The 16,855-nt window shown below is 72.1% G+C and carries 19 protein-coding genes; 9 read left to right on the top strand and 10 right to left on the bottom strand.

From position 1 onward, the window contains the following. The first annotated feature begins 232 nt into the window (after positions 1-232). Both IE200_RS09730 and IE200_RS09725 read left to right on the top strand, forming a co-directional pair. On the top strand, positions 233-2,479 hold the full coding sequence (locus IE200_RS09730; protein ID WP_191279269.1) for a polyribonucleotide nucleotidyltransferase: 2,247 nt from the start codon (positions 233-235) through the stop codon (positions 2,477-2,479). Positions 2,480-2,563: 84 nt separating this feature from the next. Further along, a complete protein-coding gene (locus IE200_RS09725) occupies positions 2,564-3,871 on the top strand; it encodes a M16 family metallopeptidase (RefSeq protein WP_229856354.1) in 1,308 nt (435 codons plus the stop codon). Between the two features lie 6 nt (positions 3,872-3,877). Here IE200_RS09725 and IE200_RS09720 read toward each other — a convergent pair whose 3' ends face one another. Next, positions 3,878-4,393: a class I SAM-dependent methyltransferase gene (locus IE200_RS09720; RefSeq protein ID WP_191279267.1), complete on the bottom strand. Its 516-nt coding sequence runs from the start codon at positions 4,391-4,393 to the stop codon at positions 3,878-3,880. 99 nt (positions 4,394-4,492) lie between these two features. Here IE200_RS09720 and dapB point away from each other — a divergent pair, with 99 nt between their 5' ends. Continuing rightward, positions 4,493-5,236 (top strand): 4-hydroxy-tetrahydrodipicolinate reductase, encoded by a 744-nt coding sequence (gene dapB / locus IE200_RS09715; RefSeq protein ID WP_191279408.1) that lies wholly within the window; start codon positions 4,493-4,495, stop codon positions 5,234-5,236. A gap of 29 nt (positions 5,237-5,265) precedes the next feature. Here the strand turns inward: dapB and IE200_RS09710 are convergent, their stop codons facing one another. The 5 genes from IE200_RS09710 to IE200_RS09690 all read right to left on the bottom strand — a co-directional run bounded on the left by IE200_RS09710 (position 5,266) and on the right by IE200_RS09690 (position 7,819). Further along, complete coding sequence (locus tag IE200_RS09710) at positions 5,266-5,562, bottom strand: AzlD domain-containing protein (RefSeq protein ID WP_191279266.1); 297 nt, start codon at positions 5,560-5,562, stop codon at positions 5,266-5,268. Further along, the gene (locus IE200_RS09705) at positions 5,562-6,293 is read right to left on the bottom strand and encodes an AzlC family ABC transporter permease (RefSeq protein ID WP_191279265.1); all 732 of its coding nucleotides are present in this window, start codon (positions 6,291-6,293) and stop codon (positions 5,562-5,564) included. The genes IE200_RS09710 and IE200_RS09705 overlap by 1 nt, the downstream gene beginning before the upstream one ends. Positions 6,294-6,342: 49 nt before the next feature. Next, the gene (locus IE200_RS09700; protein WP_191279264.1) at positions 6,343-6,570 is read right to left on the bottom strand and encodes a hypothetical protein; all 228 of its coding nucleotides are present in this window, start codon (positions 6,568-6,570) and stop codon (positions 6,343-6,345) included. 99 nt (positions 6,571-6,669) lie between these two features. Continuing rightward, positions 6,670-7,230 (bottom strand): GNAT family N-acetyltransferase, encoded by a 561-nt coding sequence (locus IE200_RS09695; protein WP_191279263.1) that lies wholly within the window; start codon positions 7,228-7,230, stop codon positions 6,670-6,672. 7 nt (positions 7,231-7,237) lie between these two features. Further along, positions 7,238-7,819 (bottom strand): DUF3043 domain-containing protein, encoded by a 582-nt coding sequence (locus IE200_RS09690; protein ID WP_191279262.1) that lies wholly within the window; start codon positions 7,817-7,819, stop codon positions 7,238-7,240. 216 nt (positions 7,820-8,035) lie between these two features. Here IE200_RS09690 and IE200_RS09685 point away from each other — a divergent pair, with 216 nt between their 5' ends. The 5 genes from IE200_RS09685 to IE200_RS09665 are packed head-to-tail and all read left to right on the top strand — an operon-like array spanning position 8,036 to position 11,787. Then, entirely contained in the window at positions 8,036-8,836 is an 801-nt protein-coding gene (locus IE200_RS09685) for a PspA/IM30 family protein (RefSeq protein WP_229856352.1), read from the top strand. Further along, on the top strand, positions 8,833-9,111 hold the full coding sequence (gene pspAA, locus IE200_RS09680) for a PspA-associated protein PspAA (protein ID WP_191279261.1): 279 nt from the start codon (positions 8,833-8,835) through the stop codon (positions 9,109-9,111). Before IE200_RS09685 ends, pspAA begins: the two co-directional genes overlap by 4 nt. 13 nt (positions 9,112-9,124) lie before the next feature. Next, positions 9,125-10,030: a zinc metalloprotease HtpX gene (gene htpX / locus IE200_RS09675; RefSeq protein ID WP_191279260.1), complete on the top strand. Its 906-nt coding sequence runs from the start codon at positions 9,125-9,127 to the stop codon at positions 10,028-10,030. Between the two features lie 9 nt (positions 10,031-10,039). After that, positions 10,040-10,612 carry a PspA-associated protein PspAB gene (gene pspAB / locus IE200_RS09670; RefSeq protein WP_191279259.1) on the top strand — a complete coding sequence of 191 codons (573 nt, stop codon included), beginning with the start codon at positions 10,040-10,042 and terminating at the stop codon, positions 10,610-10,612. Continuing rightward, complete coding sequence (locus tag IE200_RS09665) at positions 10,609-11,787, top strand: sensor histidine kinase (RefSeq protein ID WP_191279258.1); 1,179 nt, start codon at positions 10,609-10,611, stop codon at positions 11,785-11,787. The genes pspAB and IE200_RS09665 overlap by 4 nt, the downstream gene beginning before the upstream one ends. Before the next feature lie 11 nt (positions 11,788-11,798). Here the strand turns inward: IE200_RS09665 and IE200_RS09660 are convergent, their stop codons facing one another. Together IE200_RS09660 and nadA are read right to left on the bottom strand one after the other, a co-directional pair. Further along, positions 11,799-12,977 (bottom strand): winged helix DNA-binding domain-containing protein, encoded by a 1,179-nt coding sequence (locus IE200_RS09660; RefSeq protein WP_191279257.1) that lies wholly within the window; start codon positions 12,975-12,977, stop codon positions 11,799-11,801. 7 nt (positions 12,978-12,984) lie between these two features. Then, the gene (gene nadA, locus IE200_RS09655; RefSeq protein WP_191279256.1) at positions 12,985-14,169 is read right to left on the bottom strand and encodes a quinolinate synthase NadA; all 1,185 of its coding nucleotides are present in this window, start codon (positions 14,167-14,169) and stop codon (positions 12,985-12,987) included. Positions 14,170-14,281: 112 nt separating this feature from the next. Between nadA and IE200_RS09650 the strand changes: the two genes are divergently transcribed. Beyond that, positions 14,282-15,511 carry a glucose-1-phosphate adenylyltransferase family protein gene (locus tag IE200_RS09650; RefSeq protein WP_191279255.1) on the top strand — a complete coding sequence of 410 codons (1,230 nt, stop codon included), beginning with the start codon at positions 14,282-14,284 and terminating at the stop codon, positions 15,509-15,511. A 10-nt stretch (positions 15,512-15,521) separates the two neighbouring features. Here IE200_RS09650 and IE200_RS09645 read toward each other — a convergent pair whose 3' ends face one another. Next, positions 15,522-16,409, bottom strand: coding sequence for a GNAT family N-acetyltransferase (locus IE200_RS09645; RefSeq protein WP_229856351.1), 888 nt, complete (start codon positions 16,407-16,409; stop codon positions 15,522-15,524). Beyond that, positions 16,406-16,819, bottom strand: a complete 414-nt coding sequence (locus IE200_RS09640) for an SRPBCC family protein (protein WP_191279254.1) — start codon at positions 16,817-16,819, stop codon at positions 16,406-16,408. Before IE200_RS09640 ends, IE200_RS09645 begins: the two co-directional genes overlap by 4 nt. Between the last annotated feature and the right edge of the window lie 36 nt (positions 16,820-16,855).

The following is a 16,855-nucleotide window of genomic DNA, read 5'->3' as shown; positions in this document are numbered from 1 at the left end:
CCGGGTCCGGTCGCGCTAGTGTCGACCCGGCACAACTGAACAACCACCCAACAGGAGCGACCCGCCTCGTCGCCCGGTCCTCGGTAGTGGCCTTCAGATCCTCACGCCTGTGGCGTCAGGGAGATCTGCGGGCCTCGATCGAAGACCGGCCCCGCGGGACCTTCGATGGTCCACCACATGAGGGGTGGACGCCGCGGATCGCTCCGCGAAGAGAAAGCAGGATCCTGCTTCCATGAGTGAACCCATCATCTCCGCTGTCGAGACCGTTCTCGACAACGGCAAGTTCGGCAAGCGCACCGTCAAGTTCGAGACCGGCCTCCTGGCCCGTCAGGCCGCCGGCTCCGTCACGGCCTACCTCGACGACGAGACGATGCTGCTCTCGGCGACCACCGCCTCGAAGAACCCGAAGGACCACTTCGACTTCTTCCCGCTGACCATCGACGTCGAGGAGCGGATGTACGCCGTGGGCCAGATCCCCGGCTCCTTCTTCCGCTCCGAGGGTCGCCCGGGCGAGGACGCGATCCTCACCTGCCGCCTGATCGACCGCCCGCTGCGCCCGACCTTCAAGAAGGGCCTGCGCAACGAGGTCCAGGTCGTCATCACCGTCATGGCGCTCGACCCCGACCAGCCCTACGACGTGCTGGCCATCAACGCCGCCTCGCTGTCCACCCAGCTCTCCGGCCTGCCCTTCTCCGGCCCCGTCGGCGGCGTCCGCGTGGCGCTCATCGACGGCCAGTGGGTGGCCTTCCCGAGCCACTCGCAGCTCGAGTCGGCCGTGTTCGACATGGTCGTCGCGGGTCGCGTCACCGAGTCCGGTGACGTCGCCATCATGATGGTCGAGGCCGAGGCGCCCGAGGAGACCTTCGCCCTCATCCAGGGCGGCGCCCAGGCGCCCACCGAGGACGTCGTGGCCAGCGGCCTCGACGCCGCGAAGCCCTTCATCAAGCAGCTCGTCGACGCGCAGGCCCAGCTCGCCGCCGAGGCCGCCAAGCCGGTCCAGGACTTCCCGGTCTTCCTCGACTACGAGGACGACGTGTACGCCGCGGTCGAGGCCGCCGCGAAGGCCGACCTGACCGCCGCGATGCAGATCGGCGACAAGCAGGAGCGCGAGGCCCGCACCGACGAGCTCAAGGTCGCCCTCCTCGACCAGCTCGCCGGCCAGTTCGAGGGCCGCGAGAAGGAGCTCGGCGCTGCCTTCCGCTCGGTCACCAAGAACGTGGTGCGCGAGCGAGTCCTGCGCGACAAGGTCCGCATCGACGGTCGCGGCCTCGCCGACATCCGTCCGCTGCACGCCGAGGTCAACGTGATCCCGCGCGTCCACGGCTCCGCGCTGTTCGAGCGTGGCGAGACCCAGATCCTGGGCGTCACCACCCTCGACATGCTCAAGATGGAGCAGCAGCTCGACACGCTGTCGCCGGAGAAGCACCGCCGCTACATGCACAAGTACGTCTTCCCGCCGTTCTCCACCGGCGAGACCGGCCGCGTGGGCTCGCCCAAGCGCCGCGAGGTCGGCCACGGCGCGCTCGCGCGTCGTGCCCTGCTGCCGGTGCTCCCCTCGCGCGAGGAGTTCCCCTACGCGATCCGCCAGCTCTCCGAGGCCATGGGCTCCAACGGCTCCACCTCGATGGGCTCGGTCTGCGCCTCGACCCTGTCGCTGCTGCAGGCCGGCGTGCCGCTGAAGGCGTCCGTCGCGGGCATCGCGATGGGTCTCATCTCCGGCGAGATCGACGGCGAGACCCAGTACGTCGCGCTGACCGACATCCTCGGGGCCGAGGACGCGTTCGGCGACATGGACTTCAAGGTCGCCGGCACCCGCGAGTTCGTCACCGCCCTCCAGCTCGACACCAAGCTCGACGGCATCCCCGCCGAGGTCCTGGCCGCCGCGCTGACCCAGGCCCGCGACGCGCGCCTGGCGATCCTCGACGTGATGGCCGAGGCGATCGACGCGCCGGAGGAGATGTCGGTCCACGCACCGCGCATCATCACCATCCGCGTCCCCGTGGACAAGATCGGCGAGGTGATCGGTCCCAAGGGCAAGGTCATCAACCAGATCCAGGACGACACCGGCGCGACCCTGTCCATCGAGGACGACGGCACGGTCTACATCGGTGCGACCAACGGCGAGGCGGCCGAGGCGGCCAAGGCCGCGGTCAACGCGATCGCCAACCCGACCATGCCCGAGGTCGGCGAGCGCTACCTCGGCACGGTCGTCAAGACGACCAACTTCGGTGCATTCGTCTCGCTCATGCCCGGCAAGGACGGCCTGCTGCACATCAGCAAGCTGCGCGCGCTGGCCGGCGGCAAGCGCGTCGAGGCCGTCGAGGACGTCCTGTCGGTGGGCCAGAAGGTCCAGGTCTCGATCGCCGAGATCGACGACCGCGGCAAGCTCTCGCTGGTCCCCGTCGTCGAGGACGAGGGCGGCTCGGAGGAGGCGGCCGAGGCCGGCTCCGACACCGCCCCCGGGTCCGACGACGAGTGACCCTCGCCTGACGCTCCACCCACGACCGGTCGGCCGCCAGGCCGGCCGGTCGTGGCGCTTCACCCCACCCCCGGAAGGACCCCCGTGCAGAAGAACGGCACCACCCGCACCCTCCACACCGTCAAGGACGCCGACGGTGCGGTGACCTCCCGCGTACGCCGCACCGTGCTGCCCAGCGGCCTGCGGATCGTCACCGAGCAGATGGCCGGCACCCGCTCGGCGAGCATCGGCGTGTGGGTCGCGGTGGGCTCGCGGGACGAGACTCCCGCCCTGCACGGCTGCTCGCACTTCCTCGAGCACCTGCTCTTCAAGGGCACGCCCGAGCGCAGCGCGATGGACATCTCGGTGGCCCTGGACGCGGTCGGCGGCGAGTTCAACGCCTTCACGACCAAGGAGTACACCGTCTTCCACGCCCGCGTGCTCGACGAGGACCTCCCCACCGCGGTCGACGTCCTCGGCGACATGGTGACCTCCTCGACCATCGAGGAGGCCGACGTGGAGGCCGAGCGCGACGTGATCCTCGACGAGATCGCGATGCACGACGACGACCCCGACGACGTGGTGCACAACCTGTTCGCCGAGCAGGCGTGGGGCGACACCCCGCTCGGGCGTCCCATCGCGGGCACCGACGCCTCCATCACGGCGATGACCCGCGCCCAGATCCACCGCTTCTACTCCCGGCACTACCGCGCCGACAACATGGTCGTCTCGGTCGCCGGCAACATCGACCACGCCACCGTCGTGCGGCAGGTCAGGCAGGCCTTCGGTCGCAGCGGCTTCCTCGACGGCGAGGCTGAGCCCACGCCTTCCGAGCAGTCGGAGAAGGCCCGCCGCGTGCATGCCGGGGAGTCGCGCACCGTACGTCCCCAGGAGCAGGTCAACCTGGTCCTCGGCGTCCGGGGCATCACCCGCACCGACCCGCGCCGCTACGCCCTCGGCGTGCTCAACACCGCGCTCGGCGGCGGCACGTCGTCGCGGCTGTTCCAGGAGGTGCGCGAGCTGCGCGGCCTGGCGTACTCGGTCTACTCCTTCGCCACCCACCACGCCGACGCCGGCGTCGTGGGCGTCTCGGTGGGCTGCCTGCCCGGCAAGTACGACGCGGTCCTCGAGACCGTGCGCAACGAGCTGGCCAAGGTGGCCGCCGACGGGCTCACCGCCGACGAGGTGGAGCGTGGCAAGGGCCAGCTCAAGGGCGGCCTGGTGCTCGGCCTCGAGGACTCCGGCTCGCGGATGTCGCGCATCGGCAAGGCCGAGCTGGTCAACGACGAGCTGCTCACCATCGACGAGGTGGTCGCGCGGATCGAGGCCGTGACCGTCGAGGACGTCTCGCTGCTCGCGAAGGAGCTGTTCACGCAGCCGGAGCTGCTCGCGGTCGTGGGCCCGACCGGCTGACGCTGCTCACCTGCGGGCGATGAGCCCGATGACCGGGGGAGCCTTCTGCTCGACGACGCTCACGCGGAAGCCGCCCCGCACGAGGTTCTCGGAGGCCTTCTTGACGATGTTGGGCACCAGCTCGGGACGCGCCGCCTCGTAGAAGAGGTAGACCGCGCCGCCGGGGACCACCCGCTCGTGCAGCAGGGCGATCTCGTCGTCGCAGGCGCGCACCCAGAACAGGTTCACGTTGAAGGCGAAGACCTTGTTGAGCCGCTTGACCGGCACCCGCAGCGTGGCGAGGTCGATCTGGCGCACGACGAGGCGCCCGGCGTCCACGTACTTCTGGTTGCGGCGCTTGGTGCGGTCGACGCCCGACTCCGAGCGGTCGATCGCGAACAGCTTGCCGGTCTCGAGCCTGGCGCAGATCGCCTCGGCGCCGGCTCCGGGGCCGCAGCCGATCTCGAGGACCTGGTCGCCCGGCTGGACGTCCATGAGGTCGACGGCCCACTTGATGCGCGGCGGGATGCTCGAGGCAGGCATGGGCCACAGCCTGCCAGACGGGGGCCCACGAGTCAGCCACCGCCACCCGCGATGTCCGTGCGGCGATAGGTTGGGCGTGTGAGCACAGCTGGAGTCCCCCTGAAGGTCGGCGTGCTGGGTGCGCGCGGCAAGGTCGGCGCCGAGGTCTGCCGGGCCGTCGAGTCAGCCGACGACACCGAGCTGGTCGCGGCGGTCGACGCCGGCGACGACGTCGAGGAGCTCGTGCGCGCGGGGGCCGAGGTGGTCGTCGACTTCACCCATCCCGACGTGGTGATGGACAACCTGCGGTTCTGCATCGAGCACGGCATCCACGCGGTCGTCGGGACCACCGGCTTTGACCAGTCCCGCCTCGACCAGCTCGAGACCTGGCTCGTCGACGCGCCGGGCGTCGGGGTCCTGGTCGCCCCCAACTTCTCCATCGGCGCGATCCTCATGATGCGCTTCGCTGCGCAGGCGGCCCCGTTCTTCGACTCCGTCGAGGTCGTCGAGCTGCACCACCCGGACAAGGCCGACGCTCCCTCCGGCACGGCGCGGCGCACGGCCGAGCTGATCGCCGCAGCCCGTCGCGAGGCCGGCAGCGCCCCGATGCCCGACGCCACCTCCACCGGGCTCGAGGGCGCGCGGGGCGCGGACGTGGACGGCGTACGGGTGCACGGCCTGCGCATCCGGGGCCTCGTGGCCCACCAGGAGGTCGTCCTCGGCGCAGCGGGGGAGACGCTCACGATCCGGCACGACTCGCTGGACCGCGTCTCCTTCACGCCGGGGGTGATGGTCGGCGTGCGCTCGATCGGCGACCACCCCGGGCTGACGGTCGGGCTGGACGCGTTCCTCGACATCGGCTGAGTGCGCGGAGGCACGGCGGCCCCCACACCTCACAGCAGCCGCGCCAGCGCAGCCACCACGGCGGCACCCACCACGACGACCAGGAACGGCATCCGGAGCGCCAGCGCGACCACGGCGAAGCCGAGGCCGAGCGCGCGGGCGTCGAGCGTGAGCTCGGGGCCCGACGAGGCGACCTGCACCGCGACCAGGGCGGCGAGCAGCGCGACGGGGATCAGGTCGGCCACCCGCTCGACGGTCGCGTGCTCGAGCACGCGCTGCGGCAGGGACAGGCCGGCGACCTTGAGCACGTAGCAGCCGATGGCGGCCAGCAGCACCGCGGTCCACATCAGCGGTGTCCTCCCGCCACGTCCTCGGGACCCGGCACCTCGGTGGGGTCCTGGCGCCGGGCCAGCACCCCGACGAGCAGCGCGACGCCCGCGGCGGTGAGCACCGGCACGCCCGCCGCGGTGAGCGGCACCACGGTGAGCGCGACCACCGCCGCCAGGGCGGCGACGAGGACGTTGCGGCGATCCTTCAGCCGCGGCCACAGCAGGGCCAGGAAGGCGGCACCCACCGCCGCGTCGAGGCCGTACGTGCGGGGGTCGCCGACTGCCTCGCCCGCCAGCGCGCCCGCCACCGTCGCGAGGTTCCACAGGACCAAGACCGACGCGCCCGTGGTGACGAAGCCGAGCCGGACCGCGGCCGTGGTCTGGCGGTTGACCGCCATGGCGGTCGACTCGTCGATCAGCACGTGGGCAGCCGCCACGCGTCGCCACCCCCGCCATTGCAGCAAGGGGCCCATCCGCAGACCGTAGAGCGTGTTGCGGGTGCCCAGGAGCAGCGCGGTCGCCGCCCCGGACAGCGGCGCGCCTCCGGCGGCGACCACGCCCACGAGGGCGAACTGGCTCGCGCCGGTGAACATCAGGAGCGACAGCACGCAGGTCTGCGCCACGCTCAGCCCGGAAGCGACGGACACCGCTCCGAACCCGATGCCGTACGCGCCGGTGGCGACGCCGACGGCGAGGCTGTCACGGACGATGCCCGAGCGCTCGCTCGGGGTCAGGTCGGCCTCGGTCACGACGCGAGGCTAGGTGATCCCGGCCGGTGCGCCCGGGGCGGGCCGCCGGCTAGTGGGATCGCCGGCGGACCCGGGCGGTGCGGGTCTCGCGGTGGTGGAAGTCGTGGACCAGCACGAAGGCCGCGGCAGCGCCGGTCGCGGCACCCGCGAGGAGGCCGAGACGCATGTTGAGCGGGACCTCCGGGATGGCGCCGAACCAGAGCCCGATGCCGACGCACACGACGAGTGCGGCCAGGACGAGCACCAGCTTGTGGAGTGCGGGAAGCGGACCGAGCATCTGGACCCCCGTGGTCGGCCGGCGAAATGGCCGGCACTCCATAGTGACGCGCGTCACAAAAAAATCAAGCAGCCGCAGGGGTGGAGTTCGGTTGGTGCCTCAGGCGATGGCGGTGTGGAGTCGTACCTGCTTGACCGTCGTGGCGCCGGTCCCGTCGAGGTCGAGCTCGCGATGGGCGGTGTCGGGCGCCCAGCCGGCGTCGGTGAGGAAGGTGCGCAGGGCGTCGTCGCCGGAGTTCACCCAGGTCACCGCCCGGTTGAAGCGGTCGGCGGCGAGCGTGTCCACGGCGGCCTGCAGCAGTCGCGAGCCGTGGCCCTTGGCGCGCTCGGCGGGGTCGAGGGTGACCTCGGCCAGCTCGCCGTCCGCGACGGGGTCGCAGTCCGGGTCGGTCGCCGGGGACGTGAGCGCGAAGCCCACGACACGGTTGCGTTCGAGCGCGACCAGCACCCGGTTGCGGGCGTCGGCCGGACGGGTGAGCGACTGGCGCCACTGGGCCGCGACGGCCTCGACGTCGCTGGGCAGCAGGTCCGCGGGCAGCAGGCCGGCGTACAGCTCGGGCCAGGCCCGGACCTGCACGGCGGCGATCGCGTCGGCGTCGTCGGCCCAGGCCACGCGCACGGAGACGTCGGCGGTCGGTCCGCCGGAGTGGCTGTGTGTCATCGCACGCTCACCGGTAGTGCTCGGGCAGCTTCTCGCCGATCCTGACCTGCGCCTTGGGCAGGCGCAAGAACTTCATCTGCAGCGACCGCATAGCGGCGTACAGCGTGGTCCCCTTGGTGGGCTCGTCGGGGAAGCGGCGACTGAGCTCGCGACGCAGCCGGAACCGGAGCATCACGATGTCGAAGACGATCACGAGGAGCGTGGTGAACAGGACCGTGTTGCCGAGCTGGACCATCGAGGGGTTGCCGGAGTAGCCGAGCACCATCGACACGATCAGCAGCGGGACCATGAGCTCGATGAACGAGAAGCGCGAGTCGACGAAGTCTCGGATGAAGCGGCGCACGGGGCCCCGGTCGCGGCGCGGCAGGTAGCGCTCGTCGCCGGTCTTCATCGCCTCGCGCATCTTGCGGGACGCGTCGCCCCGGGCGGCGCGCTGGGCGGCGGCCTGCTCCTTGCGGGTCCGCGGGACCTTGGCGCGGGCCCGGGCCGCTGCCTCGGCCTCCTTGCGGGTGGGTGTGGGGCGGCCCTTGCCGCCGACCTTCTCGTCGGTGGCGGGGGCCTGCGGCTCGGGGTTGGAACGACGGAACACGGGTGCTGCCTTCACGTGGGCTTCGAGGGGGAACCGGGCCGGAGCGGCGTCCGGGTCGGATGCGGGGTCCAGCCTATCGCCGCGACCCGCCGGGACCGGTGTCGCGCCGATGGCCTACCTCCGGCTTGGGTTTGGTCCTAGGGTGAGGACACAGTCCGTACGTCCCAGACGTCTCCGCCAGCACCCCCGCATGACCAAGAGAGGGTCTCCACCCCGATGAGTCTCATGAAGCGCATCAGCCTGATCTTCCGCTCCAAGGCCAACAAGGCCCTGGACAAGGCGGAGGACCCACGCGAGACCCTCGACTACAGCTACCAGCGCCAGCTCGAGCTGCTCTCCAAGGTGCGGCGCGGCGTCGCCGACGTCGCCACCAGCCGCAAGCGGGTCGAGCTCCAGGTCAACCAGCTCGAGCAGCAGGCCGCCAAGCTGCAGGGACAGGCCGAGAAGGCCATCGGCGCGGGTCGCGAGGACCTCGCCCGCGAGGCGCTGACCCGCAAGTCCGGCCTGGCGTCCCAGATCACCGCGCTCAAGGAGCAGCAGGCCACGCTCCAGGGCGAGGAGGAGAAGCTGGTCCTGGCGCAGCAGCGGCTGCAGGCCAAGGTCGAGGCCTTCCGCACCCGCAAGGAGACGATCAAGGCGACCTACACCGCCGCGGAGGCGCAGACGCGCATCGGTGAGGCGATGTCGGGCATCGGCGAGGAGATGGGCGACGTGGGCCTCGCGATCCAGCGTGCCGAGGACAAGACGGCCCAGATGCAGGCCCGCGGCCAGGCGATCGACGAGCTCATCGCCTCCGGTGCCCTCGACGACGCCTCCCAGCTCAACGCCGGCGACGACATCTCGCGTGAGCTCGACGCGCTCAGCTCCGGCTCCGACGTCGAGGCCGAGCTGGCCCGGCTCAAGGCAGCCAGCACCCCGCAGGCCATCGAGGGCTCCGAGTCCGGCGGTGACATCCTGGCCGCCGAGCCCGAGTCGGTGCGCGCCGAGGGCGAGAACGGCGAGGGCGGACGGGCATGATCGTCCGGATCCTCGGTGAGGGCCAGTACGACCTCGACGACCACGCCCTCGACGCCCTCAACGGCCTCGACAACCAGATCGAGCAGGCCGTCGAGTCGGGCGACGAGGCGATGTTCCGCACGGCTCTGCACGGCCTGCTGTCCGCCGTACGGGCCAGCGGCACGCACCACGCGCTGGAGTCCCTCGACGAGTCCGACCTGATCCTGCCGCCCCCGGACGCCACGATCGACGAGGTGCGCGAGCTGCTGGGCGACGACGGCCTGATCCCTGGCTGAAGGCCCCGCAGCGGTGGCCACGTCGCGCTTCATCAAGGACTCCGGGCTCACCGCCCGGATGACGCTGACGATGTTCCTGCTCGGCGCCCTGTTCGTCGGGCTGGTGGTCCTGGTGATGTCCTACGTGCGCAGCCCGGGCGGCGCAGTCGTGGTGGCCGTCGTCGCGATCGGCCTGGCGTTCTGGCAGTGGTGGAGCTCCGACACGGTCGCGATGCGCGCGATGCGTGCGCGTGAGGTGACGCCCGAGGAGGCTCCCGAGCTGCACGGCATGATCGACCGCCTCTGCGCGCTCGCCGACATGCCCAAGCCGCGGGTCGGCGTCTCCGACCTCGCCGTGCCCAACGCCTTCGCGACCGGACGCTCGCCCGACCGTGCCGTCGTGTGCGTCACCACCGGGATCCTGCACACGCTCGACGCCGAGGAGCTCGAGGCCGTCCTGGCCCACGAGCTCAGCCATGTCGCGCACCGCGACGTGCTGGTGATGACCGTGGCGTCCTCGGCCGGCATCGCGGCGGGCCTCCTGATGCGCTTCGCCCAGTTCGGCGGGATGGGCCGCTCGCGCAACAGCAGCAGCCTCCCGGTCGTCCTGGTGGCGGTCGTGGTCAGCCTCGTCGTGTACGCCGTCAGCTTCCTGCTGCTGCGGCTGCTCTCGCGCTACCGCGAGCTCAGCGCCGACCGCGCCGGCGCCTACCTGACGCTCAAGCCGGCCGCGCTGGCGAGCGCGCTGCAGAAGATCAGCGGCGAGGCGGCCGTGACCCCGCAGCGCGACCTGCGGGCGGGCAGTGCCGCCAGCGCGCTCTGCATCGTCCCGGCGCTCAGCGGGGGCCTCAGCGGCCTGGCGGCCACGCACCCGCCGCTCCAGCAGCGCCTCGAGCAGCTCGCCCGGATCCAGGCCGAGCTCGGCCGGCCGACCGGCTGAGGGCGGACGATGGGTCTGTGGGAGGCGCTGCGCGCGCGGACGAAACCGAGGAGGAACAACCTCGACGCCCTCTTCCTCGTGCCGAGCGCGGCCGTCACGCTGCAGACGGCGCTCGGCTTCGAGCCGACCGGGACCGGCTCGGTCTGCTACCGCGCGGCGGCCGGGGCCGCCTTCGTGCAGACCCAGGACGAGGTGCTCGCGCTGCTCCGGGACGACGCCGAGGCCCCCGACGTCGAGGTGTCCCGGGACGACTTCGGCTTCACCTGGCTCGTGGTCACGGGCGACACGTCGGACCTGTCCGGCCTGTGCACCGACCTCCACGCCGTCAACACCACCCTCGAGCTCCACGGCTTCGACGCAGGGTTGCTGTGCTCGATGGTCCCCTTCCGCAACGCCTCCGGGCAGCGGTTCGGGCTCACCTACCTCTACAAGCAGGGCACGTTCTACCCGTTCGCCCCCACCGGCGACCAGTCCCGTGACACGCTGCTCGAGCTGTCCGTGCGCGACCTGCTGGGAGAGGAGCTGCCGATGGAACCCGACCCGCAGCGGTGGCTGGCGGTCTGGAAGGCGCCGGGCCTGTGAGCCGCCCGGACGACGGGCGGCTCCGCGAGCGCGCGCTGGCCTCGTACGACGTGTTGTCCGGGCCGCCCCGCCGCGAGCTCGAGTCGCTCGTCGAGCTCGCCGCCCAGCTCGCCGGGGTGCCCTACGCGGCGGTCAACCTGTTCAGCAGCGACGTCCAGCACCCGGTGGCCACGGCGGGCTTCGAGGGCCGCGACACGTCGATGGACGAGTCGATGTGCCGTGTCGTGGTCGAGTCGGGCCGCCCGGTCATGCTGGAGGACGCCGGGCGCGACGAGCGGTTCGCGGACAGCCCGTGGACCAACGGCGAGCTCGCCCACGTGCGCTACTACGGGTCGCAGCCGCTGCGCACGCCCGAGGGCGTCGTCATCGGGACGCTGTGCGTGTTCGACGACGAGGCGCACGAGGTCACCCCGGAGGCGGCCAAGGGGCTGGAGCAGCTCGCCGACCGGGTGGTCGACGTGCTGGAGCTCGAGCTCGCGTCGCGCCGGCTCGGCGACGTCATCGCCCGGCTCACCACCTCCAACGACCGGCTCGCCCACTTCGCCGGCCAGGTCAGCCACGACCTCAAGAACCCGCTCACCTCGATCTCGCTGTCCCTGGAGTCGCTCGAGCTCGAGGTCACCGACTCCTACCAGGCCGACACGATCGCGCGCGCGCGTCGCGGGGTCGACCGGATGAGCGGGCTGATCAGCAACCTGCTCGAGTTCGCCTCCCAGGGCGCGGCCCCGGGGGACGACGTCGTCGACCTCGACGCGGAGCTGGCCGCGGCCCTCGACGACCTCGCCGGCCGGCTTCCGCGCGAGTGCGTACGGACGGGTTCGCTGCCGTCCGTCCGCGGCGACGCCGCCCAGCTGCGCTCGGTCCTGATGAACCTGCTCGACAACGCCGCCAAGTTCACCCGGGACGGCGCGGAGCCCGACATCGAGGTCGAGGCCGTGACGCTCGACGGCCGCCACCGCGTCGAGGTGCGTGACCGCGGACGCGGGGTGCCCGAGGACAAGCGCGAGCGGGTCTTCGCCCCCCTTGCCCGGCTCGACAAGACGGTCGACGGCACCGGGATCGGGCTGGCCACCTGCCGACGGACGGTGGAAGCCCACGGCGGCTCGATCGGGGTGGAGGAGCGGCCCGGGGGCGGGTCGGTCTTCTGGTTCGAGCTGCCGCGCGTGGTCGGCTGAGCCTCGGGGTCCTAGCGCTTGGCCTGCCTCATCAGGCGCGAGGCGTACAGCTGGCCGACGACGACGCCGTCGAGCCAAGCGGTCAGTCGCTCCGCCTCGTGCTCGAGGGCCGCAGCCCCGGCGGGTCCGACGTCCTCGAGGAGCGACAGGTGCACTGCTCCGGCGTCGTCCTGGACCCAGCACCCCACGACGCGTCCGTCCCACCACGCGGTCGTGCCGGCGTTGCCGTTGGTGTCGAAGAGGTGGGGGACGTGCGCGGGGTCGAGGTAGAAGCTGCGTGCCTTCCAGCCCATGACGGTCGGATCGAGCGCTGGCAGGAGCGCTGCCCACGGCTCGACCGGCCCGGTCTCGTCGACGTCGTAGGCGGCCACCCAGCCGGTCGACCCGTCGTCGAGGGAGACCTCGACCGCGCCGACGTCGGCCAGTGCCCGGGACACGGCCGTCTTGGTCGAGCCGAGCCACCACTGGAGGTCCGCGGCCGTGCCGGGACCGAAGGTCCGCAGCCAGCGGTCGACGAGCACGGCGTACCCCGCCGCCTCCTCGAGTGCCTCCGGCACCGGGCCGAGCCAGTCATGGGTGCGGGTCCACACGGGCTTGTTGAGTCGCCAGTGGCCGCCGTTGCGACCCCGTACGACCGTGCCCTCGAGGCCGAGGTGGGTGAGCACCCAGGGGGCGACGGGGACAGGACGGTCGTACGGCTTGTCGGTGTCGCCCCCGACCATGCCGGCCAGCTCCGGCAGCGCGCTGCGAAGCTCGGTGGTGGTGGCCGGCCCGTGGGCGAGGCGCGCGAGCACCGCCGCGCGGGCCGCGTCCAGCCAGGCGTCGCCGTCGTCGGCGATCCGTGCCCCAGCGATGGCCTTGGCGATGCGCTTGCGCTCGGACGTCGCGACCCGGGCCGATGCGCTGCCCCAGGCGGCGGGCAGCAGCTCGCGGGGGAACACGAACAACGTCCGACGCATGGCGAGCTGCTTGACGACCCGGCGCGCCTCGTACAGCTCGTGGTCGACGTGCGCCGGCGTCAGCCCGTCGGCCCGCGCCGCCACCGCCAGGTGCACGGTGGCGGCCTCTGTGGCGTGCAGGGCAGTCATCGCCTCGGTGACGGCCACGACGGAGTCGCGTCGGTACGCCGACGCGAGGCCGTGGCGCACCGCGATCCGCCGTCGGCGCTCGGCGTCGCTGATGGCGCGCAAGGCCGTCTCAGTCGCGGTGCGACTTGCCGGGCAGGTCGAGCATCCGCTGGAGCGCCACGAGCGCGTCGGCCTCGGTCTCGGGGTCGACGCTGACCTGGTTGACGACCTGGCCGGCGACCAGGTTCTCCAGGGCCCAGACGAGGTGGGGCAGGTCGATGCGGTTCATCGTCGAGCAGTAGCAGACGTTGCGGTCGAGGAAGACGATGGTCTTGTCGGGGTGGGCGTCGGCCAGCCGCTTCACCAGGTTCAGCTCCGTGCCGATCGCCCAGACGGTGCCGGGCTCGGCCGCCTCGATCGTCTTGATGATGAACTCCGTCGAGCCGACCAGGTCGGCCTTGAGCACGACCTCGTGCTTGCACTCGGGGTGGACGAGGATGTTGATGCCCGGGTGCTGGGCGCGGAGCTCGTCGACGACGTCCTCGGAGAAGCGGCCGTGCACCGAGCAGTGGCCCTTCCAGAGGATCATCCGGGCGTCGCGGACCTCCTCGGCGCTCAGCCCGCCACCGGGCTGCAGCGGGTCCCACACGACGCACTCGTCGAGGGAGGTGCCCATCTGGAGGACGGCGGTGTTGCGGCCGAGGTGCTGGTCGGGGAGGAAGAGCACCTTGGCGCCCCCCTCGAGGTGCGCCTTCTGCTCGAAGGCCCACTCCAGGGCGACCTCGGCGTTGGACGAGGTGCACACCACGCCGCCGTTGCGCCCGCAGAACGCCTTGATGTCGGCGCTCGAGTTCATGTAGGTCACCGGGACGACGGCGTCCTGGATGCCGGCGTCGGCCATCGCGTCCCAGGCGTCCTCGACCTGGCGCAGGCGGGCCATGTCGGCCATCGAGCACCCGGCGGCGAGGTCGGGGAGCACGACCTGCTGGCTCGGCGAGGTGAGGATGTCGGCCGACTCCGCCATGAAGTGCACGCCGCAGAACACGATGAACTCGGCGTTCGGCCGGGCGGCCGCGTCGCGGGCCAGCTTGAACGAGTCGCCGGTGACGTCCGCGAACTGGATGACCTCGTCGCGCTGGTAGTGGTGGCCGAGGACGAAGACGCGCTCACCGAGCGCCTCCTTGGCCGCACGGGCGCGGGCGACCAGACCGGGGTCGGACGCCGCCGGGAGGTCGCCGGGGCACTCGACGCCACGCTCGGCATCGAGGTCGCGGCCCTTGCCGAGGGGGAGGAGCGGCAGGTCGACGAGGCTCATGTCCCGATCCTAGGCCCGCCGCTCAGCGGCACCCGCACCCGCTCACCGCACGTGCACCCTCTGCCCGAGGGGGTGAGCGCGCCACACCCGCAGGAGTGCCATGCTTCGGCCCATGCCACGACGCGGTGAGGTGCTGGCCCTGGTGCAGGCCGGGGGACAGGGATCCCGGATGGACGTCCTCACGAGGGAGCGCGCCAAGCCGGCGCTGCCCTACGGCGGGGTGCACAAGCTCATCGACTTCGCGATGTCGGGCTTGGTGCACGCCGACCTCGTGGACGTCTGGGTGTCCCTGGAGTACCAGGTGACCTCCATCGACGACTACCTGTCCGGCGGCCGGCCCTGGAGCCTGGACCGCAACCGCGGCGGCTTCCGCCGGATCATCCCGCAGACCGGTACCGGCCCGGCGACCGAGAGCGGCTTCGCGTACGGCAACGGCGACCTGCTGCTGCGGATGTCGGCCGACATCGAGGCGTTCGGCGCCCGCACGCTCGTGGTGTGCAGCGCCGACCACGTCTTCAACATGGACCTCGGCCCGGTCGTGGACGAGCACGTGGCCGCGGGACGGGTCGCCACCGTCCTGACGAGCGAGGTCACCAAGAAGGACGCCTCCGACAACGTCGTCGTGCTCGCCGGGAAGGACGGCACGATCACCGGCGTCGAGCACAAGCCGTCGCGTCCCTCGTCGGGCACGGTGGCGACCGAGATCTTCCTCTACGACACCGAGGTGCTGCTCGAGACGCTGCGCGACCTGCGGCACGAGCTCTCCGGCGAGCAGGGTGACGACGGCGACAGCGGCATCGGCGACTTCGGCGAGCACCTGCTGCCGCGGCTGGCCGAGACGGGCCGGGCCGTGGCCGTGCCGCTCACTGGCTACTGGCGCGACGTGGGCCAGCCGGGCCTCTACCTCCAGTCGCACCGCGACCTGCTGGCGGGGAGGGTCGACGTGTTCGACGCCCCCGAGCGCCCCGTCATCTCGCACTGGCCGGACCGGCCGGCCGCACGGGTACGCGCGACGGGGGAGTGCCGCGACTCGCTGCTGTCCCCGGGAGCGGACGTCGCGGGCCTCGTCTCCGGCAGCGTGCTCGGCCCCGGCGTGGTCGTCGAGAAGGGCGCGGAGGTGCACGACAGCGTGGTCATGGAGGACTGCGTCATCCGCGCCGGCGCCGTGGTCCGTACGACCGTGCTCGACGAGCGCTGCGAGGTGCTCGGCTCCGCCCGGGTCGGCGCGGAGCCGACACGGCGGCTCGCCCACGACGACGACCTCGTCCTGGTCGGACGCGACTCGCAGGTCTCGGCCCGCGTCGCGCCGGGGGGACGGCTCGAGCCCGGGTCCACCTCCTGAGGCGCCTGACCTACAGCAGGCTGCCGTGGTGCAGGTAGGGCGTCGGCGGCTTCATCCGCCGCACGCACAGGTAGCCGTTGGTGTGGATCGCCAGACGGGCGGCCAGGCCCACGTCGAGCGCCCATGCGTTGGCCGCGGTGACGTGGCGCACCTGCAGCTGCGTCCCTGGCGACGAGGAGGCCAGGGCCTCCCACATGAGGCCGGCGGCCGTGCGCCGGTTGGTCGCGGCGAGGAGGACCGGCACGCCGTCGTCGTCGACGTAGGCGTAGCCCGAGCCGGTGGTGTGGTCGGTGACGATCGGCCGGAACTGCTCCAGCAACAGCTCGTGGTCGCCGAGGTGGGCCGCGCCACGGGTGCGGCGGTCGACGGAGTCCATCAGGTCGACGTCGCCGGCGCTGCCGTCGCGGACGCGGTCGACGACGGGGATGGCGCTGCGGTCGACCACCCCGGTGAGCATCATCTGCGGATGCAGGTCGAAGCCGGCCAGCCGGTAGCGACGTACGGCGCCGGGGTCCGCACTGGCCGCGAACATGCCGCGCAGGCAGCCGCGCCCGTGGTGCATCGCCGCCGCCATCAGCTGCGTGCCGATGCCCTGTCCCTGGTGGTCGGGGCGCACCGCGAAGGACGCCAGGATCCACATGAGCTCGCGGACGCGCGACACCGCACCGCCGACGACCTCGCCGTCCACCTCCGCGACCCAGCAGCCCCCGGGGTCGGTGACCAGCGCCCGCCCCGTGCGCCGGATCCAGTGGTCGTTGCGGGCGGCAGGTCGCCGTACAGGGTCCGGCCAGGACCGCTGGTAGGTGCGCGCGTCGACCTCGAAGTAGGACGTCGCCGTGATCTCGGCGAACGCCCCGAGGTCGTCGGCGCGCATCGGGCGGACGACCGGAGCGCTCACGACACGTGGGCGGCGTAGCGCTCCAGCAGGTCGCCCCAGTGGGTGTACTTGTCGCGCAGCTCCTCGGTGCCGGGCATCCACCCGCTGTGGACCAGCCTGACCAGGGTTCCTTCGGGGGCCTCGGTGAACCGGACGTCGAGGACGGTCGCCTCCTCCTCGGGGTGGCCGAGCCAGAACTCCTGGGTGTAGTGACCGATGGGGTCCCAGTTCATCACTCGGCCCCAGACGTACTCCTCGTCGCCGTGCACCGACGCGACGGGACCGTTGGGGTCGATCGAGATGCCGGTGAACGTCGCGGGATCGGGGCTGAGCATCGGGTCCCACCACTCGCCCATCTGGGCGGTGAAGCCGACGAAGGCCTCGGTGGGGGTCCTCGGGACCGTGATCTCGGCGACGACGGGGTCGATCATGCGGTGTCCATGCTCATGCGCCCAAGCATGCACGAC

The sequence above is a fragment of the Nocardioides flavus (ex Wang et al. 2016) genome (assembly GCF_014653115.1).
In the GTDB taxonomy this organism is placed as follows: domain Bacteria; phylum Actinomycetota; class Actinomycetes; order Propionibacteriales; family Nocardioidaceae; genus Nocardioides; species Nocardioides flavus.
Note: the sequence above shows the minus strand (reverse complement) of the source record. Positions and strands in the feature narration are given on the sequence as shown.